Raw genomic sequence first — 15,644 nt, 5'->3', positions numbered from 1 at the left:
CCTGCTTTTTTTGTTTGTACAATGGAGGAGAGGAGGGATGTCTATGCCGCGCCAATTGTTGATGGCAATTGCTGTTTCCACTTTTTTGGCTCTGATGCTTTCGCTCGTTCCCACAAATCAGTGGATGCAAGCGGATATACCGACATTTCAGTCGGCACGAGCCATTCATTTAAGCGAGCAAAATGCCCTTGATTTGTTTACAAGGATGTCGACACATTATAATATTAAGCGTATAAAATGGGAAAACCCATCGATCTATGTCGATTTTGTGGTGAAACCTGCCGAAAAAGTAGAGCTAAACACCGTCTATCAAGATTTTTACCGTTTGACATACGACTTGCGTACCTATGCAGACAATGTCGGGCCCGTGTACTATCGCTTGTTGGAGGAGACGGATCCACCAAAAGAATCGAGATTATTGATTGCCATACAATCGACAAAGGGAAATCTCGCAGGACATGACAAACCTTTGACCGACCCTTCGGATATCCAGTCCTTTGTAAGCAGTACATTTCCCATTCGAATCGAGTCGTATTTTTATGAGCGAATTAGTCCCTGATGGAAGAAGTATGGTATGATAGTAGAGACGGCCTTTTGACCGGACGGCAGAGGAAGACCGAAGAGTAAGGAACAGTACGGAACAGGCAGACATCTATAGGTTGTGCAGCTTGTGGAGGAGGACGCATGAGCAAAGAACTTTCCCCGAATGTAGAAGAGGTTCGGTCCATTATCGAACAAATCTACAAGAGAATCACCCATTCCTATGTAGAACATTATGTTGACGTTCCTTCCATGGCGGAAAATCGTCTAGAGCTGTTGTACCTTTTTTTGCTGGAACAAGGTATGCCGAAGGAAAAGGCATCAGTTTTATGTACAGCAACAGGACTTGTCCAATTGGGACTGGACACGCATGAGCTCGTGAAAAATGAGTACGAATCCTCACAGAGCGCGGAGCGAAACCGACAGCTGACCGTACTTGCGGGTGATTATTACAGCAGTCGCTATTATCACCTTCTGGCATCAGCGGGAGAAATCCAAGCTATTCAAGTGTTGTCGGCAGCCATTCAGCGAGTGAACGAAGCGAAAATGAGGCTCTACATCGCTGGGCGAGATAGCAAGATTTTATCAGATGAAGAGTACTGGGAACTGCGAAATACGATTGATACGGGCTTATACGTGGCTGTTGTAGAGGAGTATGCCGATTCAACTGATCGCCGTCGATTCTGGAGCGATCTGATGAAGGAAACAGCCAAGGTTGAGAGTGTGATCGGAGAGTGGGAGCAGCTCAAATGGCAAGAACAAGTCCCTTTTGGTTTTGCCGTTTTTGCTGCAAAAACCTGGTGCTACACTCGCGCAAGTTTTGTCTGGCGTTGAGGGGAAAGCCATCGAATTAATCGGTTTATGTGAGCAAATGGTGCGTACGCTGCATCCTGCAGAGACGCAGAATATGCTTGCATCCATTACGGAACGGTACTCCCATCGGATCAGTCGCTTGAAGAAGGTAATTGAGGAGATGTAGCCAAGTGAACCAGACACAAATGAATGAGAAAGCAGAGTACGTTCACTCCGTTTTCGAGAGCATTGCAAACGATTACGACAAAATGAATAATGTAATCAGCTTTGGCAGTCATGTTGCTTGGCGTAATTACACGATGAAGCAGATGAATATCCAGCCTGGGCATACGGCGTTGGATGTTGCTTGTGGTACAGCAGACTGGACCATTGCATTGGCCAAGGCAGTTGGTAAAGAAGGCAGTGTTGTTGGTCTTGATTTCAGTCAAAATATGCTCGATGTCGGGGCATATAAAGTGGCGAACGCTGGTGTTGGCAACAACGTAAAGCTAGTGAACGCAGATGCAATGAATCTACCCTACGAGGATAATACATTCGACTTCGTAACAATCGGGTTTGCCTTGCGCAATGTACCGGATGTTCAGCAGGTCTTGAATGAAATGGCGCGTGTTGTGAAGCCGGGCGGTAAAGTCGTTTCTTTGGAAGTGTCCAAGCCCCCGTTCATTCCGTACCGGAAGCTATTTTACTTATATTTCTACAAAATCTTGCCTTTTATCGCGAAGCTGACAGTCAACAAGTACGAAGAGTATGCTTGGCTGCCTCAATCCCTGACCAATTTCCCGGACAGTCGCGAACTGGCAAGCATGTTTCAGAAAGCAGGCTTGGACCCGGTTCAGGTCAAATTGTTTATGGGCGGCGTATCAGCATTGCATATGGGCACAAAGCCATAGGTTGACGAATGCGATGGCGCCAAACGCGTATATGGGGAGTAAACCGGTATTTCTTCACTAGATAGGAAGTGTCATAGATGGGTCTACGTAAATTGAAAATCATCTTGGAAATGATTAAATTCGAGCACTCCCTTTTTGCCTTGCCTTTTGCTTTTATGGGAGCTGTTTTGGGAAGTATTGTGGTAGAGAATGCATGGCCTACCTGGTCGGAAATTTTCTGGGTGACGGTAGCAATGGTGGGCGCTCGCAGTGCAGCGATGTCCTTAAACCGTGTCATTGACCGGGTGATTGATGCGAAAAATCCTCGGACGGTCACACGAGCGATTCCTGCTGGCCTCCTTTCGATTGTGGAAGTTATTTTGTTTATCGTGGTGTCCTTTGCAGTGTTGTTCATTGCTGCATACCAGTTAAATGATTTGGCTGTGAAATTGTTGCCGCTCGCTGTGTTTGTTCTTGTGCTTTATTCCTATACGAAACGCTTTACTTGGCTCTGCCACTTTGTTCTCGGGATTGCTATCGGGTTTGGTCCGTTAGGTGGCTGGGTAGCGACAACGGGTCAAGTAGATGGCATCGGCCTTCTATTGTTTGCATCCGTTATGTTCTGGACAGCAGGATTTGATATCATTTATGCGTGCCAGGACGCAGATTTTGACCGTAAAGAAGGACTTTATTCCATGCCGAGCCGCTTCGGAATTGCCAATGCACTTCTGATCGCCCGCGTATGCCACGTTCTTACTTTCGTTGGTCTGATGTCGTTGTATGTAGTCGCAGACTTGTCTATTTGGTTCTTGGTAGGTGTGCTCATTTCTGGTGCGATTTTGATCTATGAACACACGCTGGTGAAGCCAACAGACCTGTCCAAGCTAGATATGGCATTCTTCAATATGAATGGCATCTTGAGTGTCGTGATGTTTACCTTTACGATGATTGATTTGGTGATTGCATGAACAAGCAAAAGTGGGCTGTCGGGATAACGGGTGCAAGTGGTGCTATCTATGGTGTTCGAGTCGTCCAGGAGCTTTTACGTGCTGGACATATCGTTCACTTGATGATTACAGAAGCAGGCTGGCAAGTATTTCGTGATGAACTGGATTGGCACACAGATGACAGAGAAGATCTATTGCAGGAGAAGCTGCAACAAGACTTTTCAGGTGAGCTACATTATTGGGGACTGCGAGATTTCAATTGTCCCGCAGCCAGTGGTTCCTATCGTTGTGACGGTATGATCGTAGTACCGTGCTCGATGGGGACTGTTTCTGGCATCGCGCATGGTGCGTCCGGTAATTTGCTGGAGCGCGTTGCTGATGTCATGATAAAGGAAGGTCGGCGCTTGGTCATCGTTCCGAGAGAGACACCGCTCAATGCGATTCAGCTCGAGAATATGCTCAAATTAAGCCGTCTGGGAGTTAAGATTCTGCCTGCTATGCCAGGCTACTATCAGAAACCACAAACGATGGATGATCTGATCAATTTTGTAGTAGGGAAAACTTTGGATGCAATTGATGTACCACATTCGCTGTTCCGGCGTTGGGGGGAATAAACGCATGCAAAAGTCTTTTCGTGTTGGACAAATTTTGTATACCAATGTATTGCCGGTTTACTTCTATTTTGATCAGGCGAAATTTGAAGACCGAATCGAATTCATCCGCCAAGTTCCTGCCCAGTTAAACACCGCAATGGCGAATGGCGAGATTGACTTGGGACCGATTTCTTCGTTTAGCTATGCAGAGCATGCCTCCGAATACGTGGCATTGGCAGATCTGTCTGTCAGTGCCAAGGGGAGAGTAGGCTCCCTTTTCTTGTTCAGCAAAAAGCCGATTGAACAATTAAACGGTGCCAAAATAGCCTTGACCAACACATCGGCTACCACAGTAAACCTCTTAAAGATCATTCTCCATAAGTTTTACGATTATGAGATTTCTTACGTTACACAGGAACCCATTTTGCAAGAAATGCTGGAGGATGCTGATGCAGCGCTCTTGATCGGGGACGACGCTATTTCGGCTGAGCGAACTGTCAAAGACCTGCATGTCTATGACTTAGGAGAGCTGTGGCATCAATTTACGGGCTATTCCATGACCTTTGCCATTTGGGCTCTTCGTCGAGCGGTTATTGCCGATCATCATGATTTGATCGCGGATGTCCATGCCTCTTTTTTGGAGAGCAAAAGGAAGACAAGAGCGAATACAGCCCCATTGATTGATTACGTTCACACACATTTCGGTGGAGAGAAAGAGCAATGGATCCACTATTTCCAAGGATTACAGCACGATTTCGGTGACGTTCAGCGGATTGGACTGGAGTACTATTACCGATGCGCAGCGGAGCTGGGACTTCTATCGGCACCTGCAACCGTCGATCTGTGGCAAGCTGGCGGCCGACAGACCAATACTACGTTGACGAGATAGGTGGAACGGATGAATCTAGTCGATATTTACTTCAAGATGAAAAAAGATGTCCAATACATAGAAGATGAACTGGAAAAAGCAATTGATACGCCGGTTCGAGAGCTGTATCTATCTTCGACTCACTTACTCAAGGCAGGGGGAAAGCGGATTCGTCCCGTTTTTGTTTTGCTTGGCGGTAAGTGGGGCAATTACGATGTCAAAAAGCTAAAGCATGTGGCCGTTCCTCTCGAACTGATCCACATGGCTTCCCTTGTGCATGATGATGTGATTGATGATGCGGATAAGCGTCGCGGAAAAGATACGGTTCGAATGAAGTGGGATAACAAAGTAGCCATGTACGCCGGCGACTATATTTTTGCGCGGGCATTGGCCATTGCCTCCCAGCTCCCGATTCCGCAATTGCACCAAATTCTCTCGAATGCAATCGTCGAGGTTTGCAAGGGAGAAATCGAGCAAGTAAAGGATTTAAATAACTGGGACCAAAACTTCCGTACGTATTTGCGCAGAATCAAACGAAAAACGGCGCTTCTAATTGCGATTAGCTGTCAATTAGGAGCAGTGGCAAGTGGTGCGTCAGATGAAATGATTCGCAAAATGTACTGGTACGGCTACAATGTGGGGATGGCTTTTCAAATTACCGACGACATTTTGGACTTTACAGGGACTGAGAAGCAGTTAGGGAAGCCTGCTGGAAGCGATTTGGTGCATGGAAACATTACTTTGCCTGCGCTTTATTCGGCTCATCATGGAAAGGCACGTGCGCAATTCCAGGAATGGATCGCGCAAAATACGTTCTGGGATCATACGGATGAAGCGGTTCGTATGGTGCGAGAAGATGAGGGCATTGCTTTTTCGCTGCGCCTCGCTGAACGTTATATCGCCCGTGCGCATGCCATTCTCGCAGATTTACCTAACAACCAAGCTAAGACATCCTTGACAGGTATCGCCAATTATATTATCGATCGCAAATTTTAATGAAATTTTGACGGACTTCCTGTTGCTTGACCACTCTAGTTTTGATAAAATTTTCGTTGGTGTCCTATTCACCAATACATAGCTCTAATGGAGGCATACTTACAATGGAAAAAACATTCCTTATGGTAAAACCAGATGGCGTACAACGCAACCTGATCGGGGAAATCGTATCCCGTTTTGAGAAAAAAGGCTACCAACTCGTAGGTGCTAAGCTGATGACAGTAAGCCGCGAACTGGCTGAAGAACACTATGCAGAGCACAAAGAGCGCCCATTCTTCGGTGAACTGGTAGACTTCATCACTTCCGGACCAGTATTCGCTATGGTATGGCAAGGTAACAACGTAATCACAACTGCTCGCGCTATGATGGGTAAAACAAACCCAGTAGACGCTGCTTCCGGTACTATCCGTGGCGATTTCGCTACTTCCGTTGGCATGAACATCATCCACGGTTCTGACTCTCCTGAGAGCGCTGAGCGTGAAATCGGCCTGTGGTTCTCCGCTGAAGAAGTTCTCTCCTTCGAGAAAACAATCCAACGCTGGATCTAAGACTGATCGAGAAAACCCCATTTATTGGGGTTTTCTTTTTTTTGTCAAAATCTTTGTCAAAACAGATAGGATAATGACGAAATATAGCGAATCAAGTTAAGGAGTTTTCAAAGGGGGTACGATTCAGCATGGAAGATAAGGACTTTCTCCAATTTATTGCTAGTGTTAAGAAAATGACTGGAATTGATCTTGCCCTCTACAAGGAAGCACAGATGAAGCGCCGTCTAACCTCGTTGAGACAAAAGCGGGGGTACAACACATTTGCCCAGTATTTCGATGCCATCGCTAAAGACAAGGAGCTTTTCTATGAGTTCCTCGATAGGATGACCATCAACGTATCGGAATTTTTCCGCAATCCAGGCCGGTGGGAAGTTCTCGAGAATAAAATTTTGCCACGCTTGGCGAAGCAATCGCCGCGGGTGAAATGCTGGAGTGCGGCATGCTCGACAGGGGAGGAGCCGTACACACTCTCACTGATTTTGCTACGTAAGAAGCTGGATGCGACCGTGCTCGCTTCCGATATTGATGAGGGAGCACTAGCAAAAGCAAAGCAAGGGGTATACACGGACCGCTCTCTGCAAGATTGTCCGAAAGACCTCGTAACGAAGTATTTTGAAAAAGATACACTCAGCTATCGCATAACGGACGAAGTGAAGAAAAAAGTGACGTTCAAAAAACATAATTTGTTGGCGGACTCATTTGATTCTCAATTTGATTTGATTATTTGCCGGAACGTGATGATTTACTTTACCGAAGAAGCAAAGCATGAGCTGTATCATAAGTTTAGCCGGGCACTGAAACCTGGTGGGGTACTCTTTGTAGGCAGCACGGAACAAATTTTTCAGCCGCAACAATACCAACTGGAGACAGAGGATACGTTCTTCTATCGAAAAATGGGTTGATTCATGTTGGCCTTGGTATATCTCTGCTGTTTTTTTCCAAGACTAGGAATACCTACTTTGCAAGAGGAGGCAGCAGATGGATAAACACAAGGTCATCGAAGCATACCGTCGAGGGCTGATCACGCTGCAGGAATGTGGTCAGATTTTAGGGGCGGAGAGGACACAACTAGATGATTTGATACGCGTGGATCACACTCGCAAACCGCTGAGCCCCAATCCTTTTTTCAACGTGTAGGTATGTCAATCCTGATTTATTCGCGATAGCGTAAAGAGAGCGCTTCTCCTTATACGGAGGGGCGTTTTCCTGTAAGAAGAAAAGGTTTTTCACACACGTTTGCCACTTTTGTATTTCCACGGCGTACTAGGTATGATATTATAGCGCTTAAAAGTGATAAAGGACAGCACCCCGAAAAGAGTGTCTTTAGGGGATACAGCTGCCTGGAGGATGGAGGAAGGATAGAGATGCGTTACTTGACAGCAGGGGAATCCCACGGGCCGCAATTAACAGCTATCATTGAGGGCGTACCGAGCAACTTGCCGATTTCCATTGAGGAAATTAATGAGCAGTTGGCACGTCGTCAGAAAGGCCATGGTCGCGGCAGAAGAATGCAGATTGAAAAGGATCAGGTGAAAATTCTTTCTGGTGTCCGTCATGGATATACAACCGGAGCTCCTATCACACTGGTCGTTGAAAATAATGATTGGACGCATTGGCAAGGAATCATGAGTGCTGAACCTGTAGAGGAAGGCACTGAAGAGAAGCGTCGCGTTTCCCGTCCACGCCCTGGACATGCTGATTTAAACGGGGCTATTAAGTATCATCAACGTGATATGCGTAATATTCTGGAACGTTCCAGCGCTCGTGAGACCACTGTCCGCGTAGCTGTTGGTGCAGTAGCTCGCCAATTGCTGGCTCAATTTGGTATCCGTATTGGCGGACAGGTACTCCAGATCAATGAGATCGTGGCGAAGCGACAAGAAGTAAGTCTGGACGAGCTGATTGCGCGCACAGAAGAATCGCCAGTGCGCTGCTTGGACAAAGAAGCAGAGCCACTGATGATGGCGGCGATTGATAAAGCAAAAGAAGACGGGGATTCCCTCGGTGGTACCGTAGAAGTTATCGTTGAAGGCGTGCCGATTGGTTTGGGTAGCCATGTGCAATGGGACCGCAAGCTGGATGGGCGTCTTGCACAAGCGATTATGAGCATTCAGGCTTTCAAAGGTGTCGAAATCGGTATCGGGTTCGAGGCATCCGGTCTGAAAGGCTCCCAAGTTCATGACGAGATTATTTGGAACGAAGAAACCGGCTACAGCCGTAAAACAAATCGTGCAGGTGGTCTTGAAGGCGGAATGACGACAGGAATGCCTGTAGTTGTTCGCGGTGTCATGAAACCGATCCCTACCTTGTACAAACCGTTGATGAGTGTGGATATTGACTCGAGAGAGCCATTCTCAGCGAGCATTGAGCGTTCCGACAGTTGTGCTGTTCCAGCGGCAAGTGTGGTTGCGGAGGCAGTGATAGCATGGGAGATCGCAAGTGCAATGTGCGAAAAATTCCCTTCTGATTCTCTGGACGACATGGCAGAAAACGTAAGTCAATACCGTGCGTACACGGAGAAATTCTAATGAGTGTAGAGAAGCTGACTGTTGAGCTGGGGGAGCGTTCCTACGAGATAGTGATAGGCGACGGTCTTTTGCACGATGCAGCAGCGTTGCTAGTAGAGGCAGGAATTGCTTCTACTAGCAAGCTGATGATTATCACAGATGAGAATGTGGCGGTTCATTACCTAGAGCCTTTGCTTGATGTTTTACGGCAGCATGGCTATCAAGCCCACTCAGCTGTCATCGCTGCTGGAGAACAATCGAAGAGCCTGGCTGTCTACGAACGATTGATGACTGAGGCAATTGATGCAGGACTGGACAGGAAATCTGCTGTATTGGCTCTCGGTGGTGGAGTCGTCGGAGACTTGGCTGGATTTGTGGCTGCTACGTACATGCGCGGCGTTGATTTCGTTCAAATGCCGACTACCTTGCTCGCACATGATAGTTCGGTTGGTGGAAAAGTAGCGATCAATCATCCACTCGGAAAAAATCTCATTGGTGCTTTTCATCAGCCGAAAGTTGTCATTTACGACACGAAAGCATTGCATAGCTTACCGAAGCGGGAAGTCGCAGCAGGCTTTGCAGAAGTTGTTAAGCATGGTCTTATCGCCGACGCTGCCTTTGTCGATTGGCTCGAAGAAAACGCGGATAGGCTATGGCAGCTCGATTCAGAATTATTAGGGAAAGCGATTGAAAAAGGTTGCGCTGTCAAAGCGGCTATTGTTTCGCAAGACGAGACAGAGCAAGGACAGCGTGCATTGCTTAATTTGGGTCATACGTTTGGGCATGCGTTTGAAGCGTTGTCTGCTTACTCCATCCTGAATCATGGGGAGGCCATCTCAATTGGGATGTGTTTGGCAGCCAAGCTAGCGGAACGTATTGGTTTTGCCGAGACAGGTGTATACAATCGCACGAAACGGATGCTGGAATTGTTCCACCTGCCAAAGGCGTGGCCGGGTAATCTCTCGCCAGAAGTTGTGCTGGAAGCCATGAAACGAGACAAAAAGACGGTAGGCGGAAAGCTCGCATTGGTGTTACCTAGGGCAATCGGGCAGGTTGAAGTCGTCAAAAATATAGAAGAAGAACTCATACTGGGCGTCATGAGAGAAGAAGTGGAGGGATAAGGATGGGAATGAGAGGAATCAGAGGCGCAGTCACGGTGGAAGCCGATACGCGTGAAGAGATTGTCTCCTCTACAAAATGGTTGTTGGAGGAGATGGTAAGCCGCAATGAAGTAAACCCCGAAGAAATAGGCAGCATTATTATCACGACGACAGAGGACCTCTGTGCGACCTTCCCTGCTCAAGCAGCACGCCTGCTTGAAGGAGAAGCTTGGCAATATGTGCCACTCATGTGCGCAAGAGAAATCCCGGTACCGGGTGGCTTGCCGCTTTGTATTCGTGTCATGATGCATGTGAATACGGACAAGACAGCAAAAGACATTCATCACGTCTTTTTGCGTGATGCAGTCAAGCTGCGACCAGATTTGACAAATCGCGGTTGACAATTAGGGCGCTCTCTTTTACCATAAGTGAAACGAGAGCGCCTCGTTTTTCCGGTAATAAGCAAAAGCCGGCTGAGAGCAGAGAATGAGTTGAGCAGAGTTGAGATGAGTTAGGTTGAGGAGAGAAGAGAAGGCTGGGTACATATTGACACCCAATCCAGGTCTCTTTGTCTGGGTTTTTTTGCATACAAAAAATTCTCCCCCTACCTCTCGCTCTAGGAAGCGGGTGTAGAAAAGGTGGATGTCTGATTCCCTTTTCTCTCCCACTAATTGAGGAGATGAGAGTCCATGTATTTCCCTTCCCTTGCCGAGGTTAAGACCCTCTCGGCGTCGTATTCCCTTATCCCTGTAAGCATGAAACTGTTGGCGGATCAGGAGACACCGATTCGCTTGTATCAGAAGATTCGCACGAGTAATTCCTTTTTGCTGGAGAGCGTAGAAGGTGGTGCGCGATGGGCTCGTTTTTCGTTCATTGGCATGAATCCTTTTCAAATCATAGAAGCAAAAGGTGAAGAAATCACGGTTTCCAATCGCGCTGGTGAAAAGCTTGTCCAGACAGGAAATCCCGTCTCCTTTTTGCGTGAAGAAACCGATCGCTACAAAAGCCCGAAGCTACCCGGGTTACCTCGTCTTAGTGGTGGTGCGGTAGGCTTTTTCGGCTACAATACGCTGCGCTATTTTGAAAATTTGCCAGCACATCGCAAGGAAGCTGTACGAGTGCCGGATATGCGCTTTCTGTTCGTTGATGAGATGATCGCCTTTGATCATTTGAAGCAGGAAATTCAATTGATTGTGAACCTCCATGTGGAGCCAGGCGACACTGCGGATACTATTGGCAAAAAATACAAGCAAGTCTGCGAACGAATCGAGGAGCTGGCTGCAAAAGTTATGGCTCCGCTTGAAATGGATCAACGCATTCAAGTAGCGGCAGATGCACCAACGCCATTAACAGTAGAACCAAATATGACGCGTGAGCAATACGAGCAGCTAGTCGTGCAGGCGAAAGAATACATCGCAGCTGGAGACATTTTTCAAGTCGTGTTGTCCCAACGTTTTTCTGTAAAGACAGATGTCGATCCTTTTGCCGTGTATCGATTGTTGCGCACGTTGAATCCTTCCCCGTACATGTACTATCTCGAATACGAGGGCGAGACAGTCGTCGGAACATCACCAGAACTGCTCGTGCGTGTAGAAGATGAAAAAGTAGAGATGCGGCCGATTGCAGGAACGCGGAAAAGAGGGACGACCCCGCAAGAAGATGCGGCGTTGGCGGCTGATCTTTTGGCAGATAAAAAGGAGAGAGCCGAGCACTACATGCTGCTGGATCTAGGGCGCAACGATGTAGGAAAGGTCTCAGCTTACGGAAGCGTGAAAGTGGAGGAAGCATTGGTTATTGAAAACTACTCCCATGTGATGCATATGGTTTCGCATGTGACCGGCAAGCTCCGAGAGGGACTGCACGCTTTCGATGCATTGCTGAGTGCTTTTCCGGCAGGTACGGTATCTGGTTCTCCCAAGCTGCGAGCGATGGAAATTATTGCAGAGCTCGAGCCTGACGCACGCCATCTGTATGCGGGAGCAATCGGCTATATTTCATTTGATGGTTCACTCGATAGCTGTATCACGATTCGAACGTTGTTCTTTCAGGATGGTTACGCACATGTACAGGCGGGTGCAGGCATCGTAGCGGACTCGGTCCCTGCGAGTGAATATCAAGAGACGGTGAACAAAGCAGCAGCGATGCTCTCCGCGTTAGAGAAAGCCGAACAAATGTTTGTCAGAAAGGTGGAGTTGTCATGCTAACGTACGCGCTGGAACAAATTCTGCTTGGGAAGCACTTAACACGGACGGTTGCAGAAGAGGCCATGGGCGAGATTATGGACGGAAAGGCAACTCCAGCTCAGATTGGTGCATTTTTAGCGAGTCTTCGCTTGAAAGGCGAGCAAGTGGAAGAGATTATCGGTTTTGCCAAAGCTATGAGAGCGCGGGCGATGAGCTTTCCGATCGATCTGCCAGGTCTGGTAGACACCTGTGGAACGGGTGGAGACGGAAGTCATACCTTTAACATTTCGACGGCGAGTGCCATTGTTGCAGCAGCTGACGGTGTACGTATCGCCAAGCACGGGAATCGTGCAGTTTCCAGCAAAAGCGGCAGTGCTGATGTGTTGGAAGCGTTGGGAGTGCCCGTTAATTTATCTCCAAATGACGCCGCAGATTGCCTGCGTGCGACCAATCTCTGCTTCCTGTTTGCTCCACTGTACCACCAAGCAATGAAGCATGCGGCTGGTCCACGAAAAGAATTGGCGATTCGCACGGTTTTTAATTTGCTTGGACCTTTGACGAATCCAGCGGGAGCCAGCCATCAGCTGATGGGCGTGTATGATGCCAAGCTGCTTCCAAATGTAGCCGCAGTCTTACACGAGCTGGATGTGAACAGAGCACTCGTTGTCGCGGGCTCGGATGGTCTAGATGAATTGACGGTCACGGGAACGAGCCATATTGCCGAGTTGCGCGATGGGCGTATTTTGACTTATGAAATCGAGCCTGAGCAGTTCGGACTTCGCAGACATGAAAAGGATGCTTTGCGCGGCGGTGATGCCAATGAGAATGCCAAGATCATTCACGACGTGTTTTCTGGTGCACGTGGGGCAGCACGAGACATCGTTTTGCTGAATGCGGGCGCGATCCTCTACCTCTCCGATCGTGTTAGCTCGATTGAAACAGGGGTTATACGTGCAGCGGAACTGATCGACGGCGGACTGGTCATGCGAAAGCTCGAGCATGTTCGTCACATCGCAGGAGGTATGATTCATGCTTCGTAAAATCGTAGAAAAGAAACGCGAAGAGATCGCACGTCTTTATACAGATACAACGGTTTCGGCATTGCTTACAGCAACGAAGGAAGTTCAACGTCCACGCGGATTTCGTCAAGCATTGGAGACGAGTGTACGGCCTGTAAGCGTGATTGCCGAAGTAAAAAAAGCATCGCCATCCAAAGGGTTAATCCGACCTGATTTCCAAGCAGTGGCCATAGCGAAGGCTTATCAGGCCGCTCGCGCAGAATGTTTGTCTGTTTTGACAGACGAGTGCTTTTTCCAAGGGAGCTTGAGCTATCTACGGCAAATTCACGAGGCAATTGATCGTCCTTTACTCAGAAAAGACTTTCTGCTTGATGAAATTCAAGTCGTGGAAGCAAGAGCAGCAGGAGCTGATTGTGTGTTGCTCATTGCTGCCATTCTCGATCGGGAAACACTTCGCCATCTGAAACAAACTGCCGAGGAGCTGGGCATGGATGTACTGGTGGAGGTTCATGACAAACGCGAATGCGAGCTTGTTTTTCAAGCTATGGAACCTAAATTGCTCGGGATCAACAATCGAAACTTAAATACGTTTCAAACGGACCTAGCCGTTACGCATGAGCTGATTGCAGAACTGCCTCCGTCCTTGACGATTGTGAGCGAAAGTGGGATTTCGACGCCAGGGGATATTGAGAATGTACGAAGTGCAGGTGCCCGGGCTGTGCTGGTTGGAGAGCATTTCATGCGCCAAACAGATGTAGAGCGCGCAGTCATTGATCTCGTGGGAGAAGCAGCACCGGGGGTGAGTGTATGACTCGTTTAAAAATATGTGGAATTAAGCGAGCGGAAGCACTAGCGCTCTTAAAAGAGCTGGAAGTCGATTACGTAGGCCTAGTTTTTGCCCCAAGTAAGCGACAAGTAGATGCCCAGACTGCTGGACAATTGCTTGCAGCCGTTCCGGGCCATCCTCCTGCTGTTGGTGTGTTCGTTAATCCGACGATGGAAGAGCTGGAGGAAGTGCTAAGCGAGGCATCGTTATCGGTGATCCAATTGCATGGACAAGAGACGCCACAATTTTGCCAGCAAGTTCGGGAGCGGTTTGCTATTCCGGTGTGGAAGGCGTTGGCAGTGGGCGGAGAAGCGGATGCTGCTCAAGCCATTCAATCCTATCGAGGCATTGTCAGTGCCTTTTTATTTGATACGTATGACTCTAGTCAAGCAGGTGGCACAGGGAAAAAGTTTTCGTGGGAGCAAATCCCTACTTTGCAAGCAGCATGCGAGGAAGCAGACTGCATCATTGCTGGAGGGATTCATGCGGAGAATGTCGGGGAATTACTAGGACAGTATCAAGCAGGGATAGTCGATGTGTCCAGTGGAGTAGAGACGGATGGCGAAAAAGACGCCGAAAAAATAAAAACATTGGTGGAGAGGGTGAAGGCGCATGAACAACATTCAAGCAACTACGCGAGTCGTGCCTGACGAAAACGGACGATTTGGTGCCTTCGGAGGCAAGTATATTCCGGAAACCTTGATGAATGCGGTGACAGAGCTCGAGATCGCTTTTGAAGAAGCTCGTCGTGACCCGGCATTTATTCAAGAATTGAATGGACTGCTCAGCGAGTATGCTGGACGCCCAACCCCGCTCACTTATGCAGATCGTTTGACGAAAGCGGTCGGCGGTGCCCAAATCTATTTGAAACGAGAAGATCTCAACCATACGGGTGCACATAAATTGAACAATGCTTTGGGCCAAGCCTTGCTAGCCAAGCGCATGGGCAAAAAATCAATTATTGCCGAAACAGGCGCTGGTCAGCACGGAGTGGCAAGTGCAACCGTTGCGGCAAAGCTCGGACTCTCTTGCAAGGTGTTCATGGGGGAAGAAGATATTCGTCGCCAGTCGTTGAATGTTTTTCGGATGAATCTGCTTGGTGCCGAAGTTATCCCTGCTGTATCCGGCTCACGTACACTTAAGGATGCGACAAACGAAGCGATTCGCCATTGGGTTTCCCATGTCGAAGAAACGTTTTATGTCATCGGATCTGTCGTTGGCCCACATCCGTACCCATACATCGTACGCGAATTCCAAAAAATTATCGGAGAAGAGACTCGCAGTCAAGTCCTGCAAATGCTCAAAAGGCTTCCAGACGAGGTCGTTGCTTGCGTTGGTGGCGGCAGTAATGCGATTGGCATGTTTTATCCGTTCATTCAAGATGAGTCTGTCGCACTTAGAGGGGTCGAAGCGGCAGGAAAAGGAATCGATACCGAAAAGCATGCGGCAACACTAACACTTGGACAACCGGGAGTCATCCACGGTTCCTTAACCTACTTGTTGCAGGATGAATGCGGACAGGTGCAAGAAGCGCATTCGATTTCGGCTGGCTTGGATTATCCAGGAGTAGGACCTGAGCACGCCTATCTCAAAGACAGCGGACGAGTGACCTATACATCGGTAACAGATGCGGAAGCGCTCGAGGCAGTACAAGTGCTTTGCCAAACGGAAGGTATCATTCCAGCGTTGGAGAGCGCACATGCGATAGCTGAAGCGATAAAACGTGCGAAAGAGATGTCATCAGACAAAATACTCGTGATCTGCTTGTCTGGTCGAGGGGACAAAGACGTACTGACTATTCAAGAAGCGCTGGCAGCAGGAGGGGGAGAGTAATC

17 protein-coding genes and 1 pseudogene are annotated in these 15,644 nt (G+C 48.2%); all 18 read left to right on the top strand.

What is annotated here, in order from left to right; translation table 11 throughout:
• The first annotated feature begins 43 nt into the window (after positions 1-43).
• The gene (locus ACQ5DJ_RS01765; protein ID WP_429840932.1) at positions 44-559 is read left to right on the top strand and encodes a hypothetical protein; all 516 of its coding nucleotides are present in this window, start codon (positions 44-46) and stop codon (positions 557-559) included.
• 125 nt (positions 560-684) lie between these two features.
• Positions 685-1,519, top strand: a pseudogene (locus ACQ5DJ_RS01760) (heptaprenyl diphosphate synthase component 1).
• Between the two features lie 4 nt (positions 1,520-1,523).
• Entirely contained in the window at positions 1,524-2,243 is a 720-nt protein-coding gene (locus tag ACQ5DJ_RS01755) for a demethylmenaquinone methyltransferase (RefSeq protein ID WP_429840931.1), read from the top strand.
• A gap of 77 nt (positions 2,244-2,320) precedes the next feature.
• Positions 2,321-3,190 carry a UbiA-like polyprenyltransferase gene (locus tag ACQ5DJ_RS01750; RefSeq protein WP_429840930.1) on the top strand — a complete coding sequence of 290 codons (870 nt, stop codon included), beginning with the start codon at positions 2,321-2,323 and terminating at the stop codon, positions 3,188-3,190.
• Positions 3,187-3,783, top strand: coding sequence for a UbiX family flavin prenyltransferase (locus ACQ5DJ_RS01745; protein WP_429840929.1), 597 nt, complete (start codon positions 3,187-3,189; stop codon positions 3,781-3,783). Before ACQ5DJ_RS01750 ends, ACQ5DJ_RS01745 begins: the two co-directional genes overlap by 4 nt.
• Positions 3,784-3,787: 4 nt before the next feature.
• Positions 3,788-4,651: a menaquinone biosynthesis protein gene (locus tag ACQ5DJ_RS01740; RefSeq protein WP_429840928.1), complete on the top strand. Its 864-nt coding sequence runs from the start codon at positions 3,788-3,790 to the stop codon at positions 4,649-4,651.
• A 9-nt stretch (positions 4,652-4,660) separates the two neighbouring features.
• On the top strand, positions 4,661-5,626 hold the full coding sequence (locus ACQ5DJ_RS01735; protein WP_429840926.1) for a polyprenyl synthetase family protein: 966 nt from the start codon (positions 4,661-4,663) through the stop codon (positions 5,624-5,626).
• A gap of 104 nt (positions 5,627-5,730) precedes the next feature.
• Positions 5,731-6,174 (top strand): nucleoside-diphosphate kinase, encoded by a 444-nt coding sequence (gene ndk / locus ACQ5DJ_RS01730; RefSeq protein ID WP_007716560.1) that lies wholly within the window; start codon positions 5,731-5,733, stop codon positions 6,172-6,174.
• Positions 6,175-6,302: 128 nt separating this feature from the next.
• Entirely contained in the window at positions 6,303-7,076 is a 774-nt protein-coding gene (locus ACQ5DJ_RS01725) for a CheR family methyltransferase (protein WP_429840925.1), read from the top strand.
• 76 nt (positions 7,077-7,152) lie between these two features.
• Entirely contained in the window at positions 7,153-7,311 is a 159-nt protein-coding gene (locus tag ACQ5DJ_RS01720; protein ID WP_007716564.1) for a hypothetical protein, read from the top strand.
• Positions 7,312-7,538: 227 nt separating this feature from the next.
• A complete protein-coding gene (aroC, locus tag ACQ5DJ_RS01715; RefSeq protein ID WP_429840924.1) occupies positions 7,539-8,702 on the top strand; it encodes a chorismate synthase in 1,164 nt (387 codons plus the stop codon).
• Entirely contained in the window at positions 8,702-9,802 is a 1,101-nt protein-coding gene (gene aroB, locus ACQ5DJ_RS01710; RefSeq protein ID WP_429840923.1) for a 3-dehydroquinate synthase, read from the top strand. The genes aroC and aroB overlap by 1 nt, the downstream gene beginning before the upstream one ends.
• 2 nt (positions 9,803-9,804) lie before the next feature.
• On the top strand, positions 9,805-10,182 hold the full coding sequence (gene aroH / locus ACQ5DJ_RS01705) for a chorismate mutase (protein WP_429840922.1): 378 nt from the start codon (positions 9,805-9,807) through the stop codon (positions 10,180-10,182).
• Positions 10,183-10,470: 288 nt separating this feature from the next.
• Positions 10,471-11,985, top strand: a complete 1,515-nt coding sequence (gene trpE / locus ACQ5DJ_RS01700; RefSeq protein ID WP_429840921.1) for an anthranilate synthase component I — start codon at positions 10,471-10,473, stop codon at positions 11,983-11,985.
• Positions 11,979-13,004: an anthranilate phosphoribosyltransferase gene (gene trpD / locus ACQ5DJ_RS01695; protein WP_429840920.1), complete on the top strand. Its 1,026-nt coding sequence runs from the start codon at positions 11,979-11,981 to the stop codon at positions 13,002-13,004. The genes trpE and trpD overlap by 7 nt, the downstream gene beginning before the upstream one ends.
• Positions 12,994-13,794: an indole-3-glycerol phosphate synthase TrpC gene (gene trpC / locus ACQ5DJ_RS01690; protein ID WP_429840919.1), complete on the top strand. Its 801-nt coding sequence runs from the start codon at positions 12,994-12,996 to the stop codon at positions 13,792-13,794. The genes trpD and trpC overlap by 11 nt, the downstream gene beginning before the upstream one ends.
• Positions 13,791-14,459 carry a phosphoribosylanthranilate isomerase gene (locus ACQ5DJ_RS01685; protein WP_429840918.1) on the top strand — a complete coding sequence of 223 codons (669 nt, stop codon included), beginning with the start codon at positions 13,791-13,793 and terminating at the stop codon, positions 14,457-14,459. Before trpC ends, ACQ5DJ_RS01685 begins: the two co-directional genes overlap by 4 nt.
• The gene (trpB, locus tag ACQ5DJ_RS01680; RefSeq protein ID WP_429840917.1) at positions 14,422-15,642 is read left to right on the top strand and encodes a tryptophan synthase subunit beta; all 1,221 of its coding nucleotides are present in this window, start codon (positions 14,422-14,424) and stop codon (positions 15,640-15,642) included. Before ACQ5DJ_RS01685 ends, trpB begins: the two co-directional genes overlap by 38 nt.
• Positions 15,643-15,644: the final 2 nt, after the last annotated feature.

The sequence above is a fragment of the Brevibacillus sp. FIR094 genome (genome assembly GCF_050477165.1).
Lineage (GTDB): Bacteria > Bacillota > Bacilli > Brevibacillales > Brevibacillaceae > Brevibacillus.
Note: the sequence above shows the minus strand (reverse complement) of the source record. Positions and strands in the feature narration are given on the sequence as shown.

Excerpts from the sequence above, each read along its gene's own strand:
- ACQ5DJ_RS01765 (WP_429840932.1), top strand. The coding sequence starts at position 44 with ATGCCGCGCCAATTGTTGATGGCAATTGCTGTTTCCACTTTTTTGGCT.
- ACQ5DJ_RS01750 (WP_429840930.1), top strand. The coding sequence starts at position 2,321 with ATGGGTCTACGTAAATTGAAAATCATCTTGGAAATGATTAAATTCGAG.
- ACQ5DJ_RS01745 (WP_429840929.1), top strand. The coding sequence starts at position 3,187 with ATGAACAAGCAAAAGTGGGCTGTCGGGATAACGGGTGCAAGTGGTGCT.
- ACQ5DJ_RS01740 (WP_429840928.1), top strand. The coding sequence starts at position 3,788 with ATGCAAAAGTCTTTTCGTGTTGGACAAATTTTGTATACCAATGTATTG.
- ACQ5DJ_RS01735 (WP_429840926.1), top strand. The coding sequence starts at position 4,661 with ATGAATCTAGTCGATATTTACTTCAAGATGAAAAAAGATGTCCAATAC.
- ndk (WP_007716560.1), top strand. The coding sequence starts at position 5,731 with ATGGAAAAAACATTCCTTATGGTAAAACCAGATGGCGTACAACGCAAC.
- ACQ5DJ_RS01725 (WP_429840925.1), top strand. The coding sequence starts at position 6,303 with ATGGAAGATAAGGACTTTCTCCAATTTATTGCTAGTGTTAAGAAAATG.
- ACQ5DJ_RS01720 (WP_007716564.1), top strand. The coding sequence starts at position 7,153 with ATGGATAAACACAAGGTCATCGAAGCATACCGTCGAGGGCTGATCACG.
- aroC (WP_429840924.1), top strand. The coding sequence starts at position 7,539 with ATGCGTTACTTGACAGCAGGGGAATCCCACGGGCCGCAATTAACAGCT.
- aroB (WP_429840923.1), top strand. The coding sequence starts at position 8,702 with ATGAGTGTAGAGAAGCTGACTGTTGAGCTGGGGGAGCGTTCCTACGAG.
- aroH (WP_429840922.1), top strand. The coding sequence starts at position 9,805 with ATGGGAATGAGAGGAATCAGAGGCGCAGTCACGGTGGAAGCCGATACG.
- trpE (WP_429840921.1), top strand. The coding sequence starts at position 10,471 with ATGTATTTCCCTTCCCTTGCCGAGGTTAAGACCCTCTCGGCGTCGTAT.
- trpD (WP_429840920.1), top strand. The coding sequence starts at position 11,979 with ATGCTAACGTACGCGCTGGAACAAATTCTGCTTGGGAAGCACTTAACA.
- trpC (WP_429840919.1), top strand. The coding sequence starts at position 12,994 with ATGCTTCGTAAAATCGTAGAAAAGAAACGCGAAGAGATCGCACGTCTT.
- ACQ5DJ_RS01685 (WP_429840918.1), top strand. The coding sequence starts at position 13,791 with ATGACTCGTTTAAAAATATGTGGAATTAAGCGAGCGGAAGCACTAGCG.
- trpB (WP_429840917.1), top strand. The coding sequence starts at position 14,422 with ATGAACAACATTCAAGCAACTACGCGAGTCGTGCCTGACGAAAACGGA.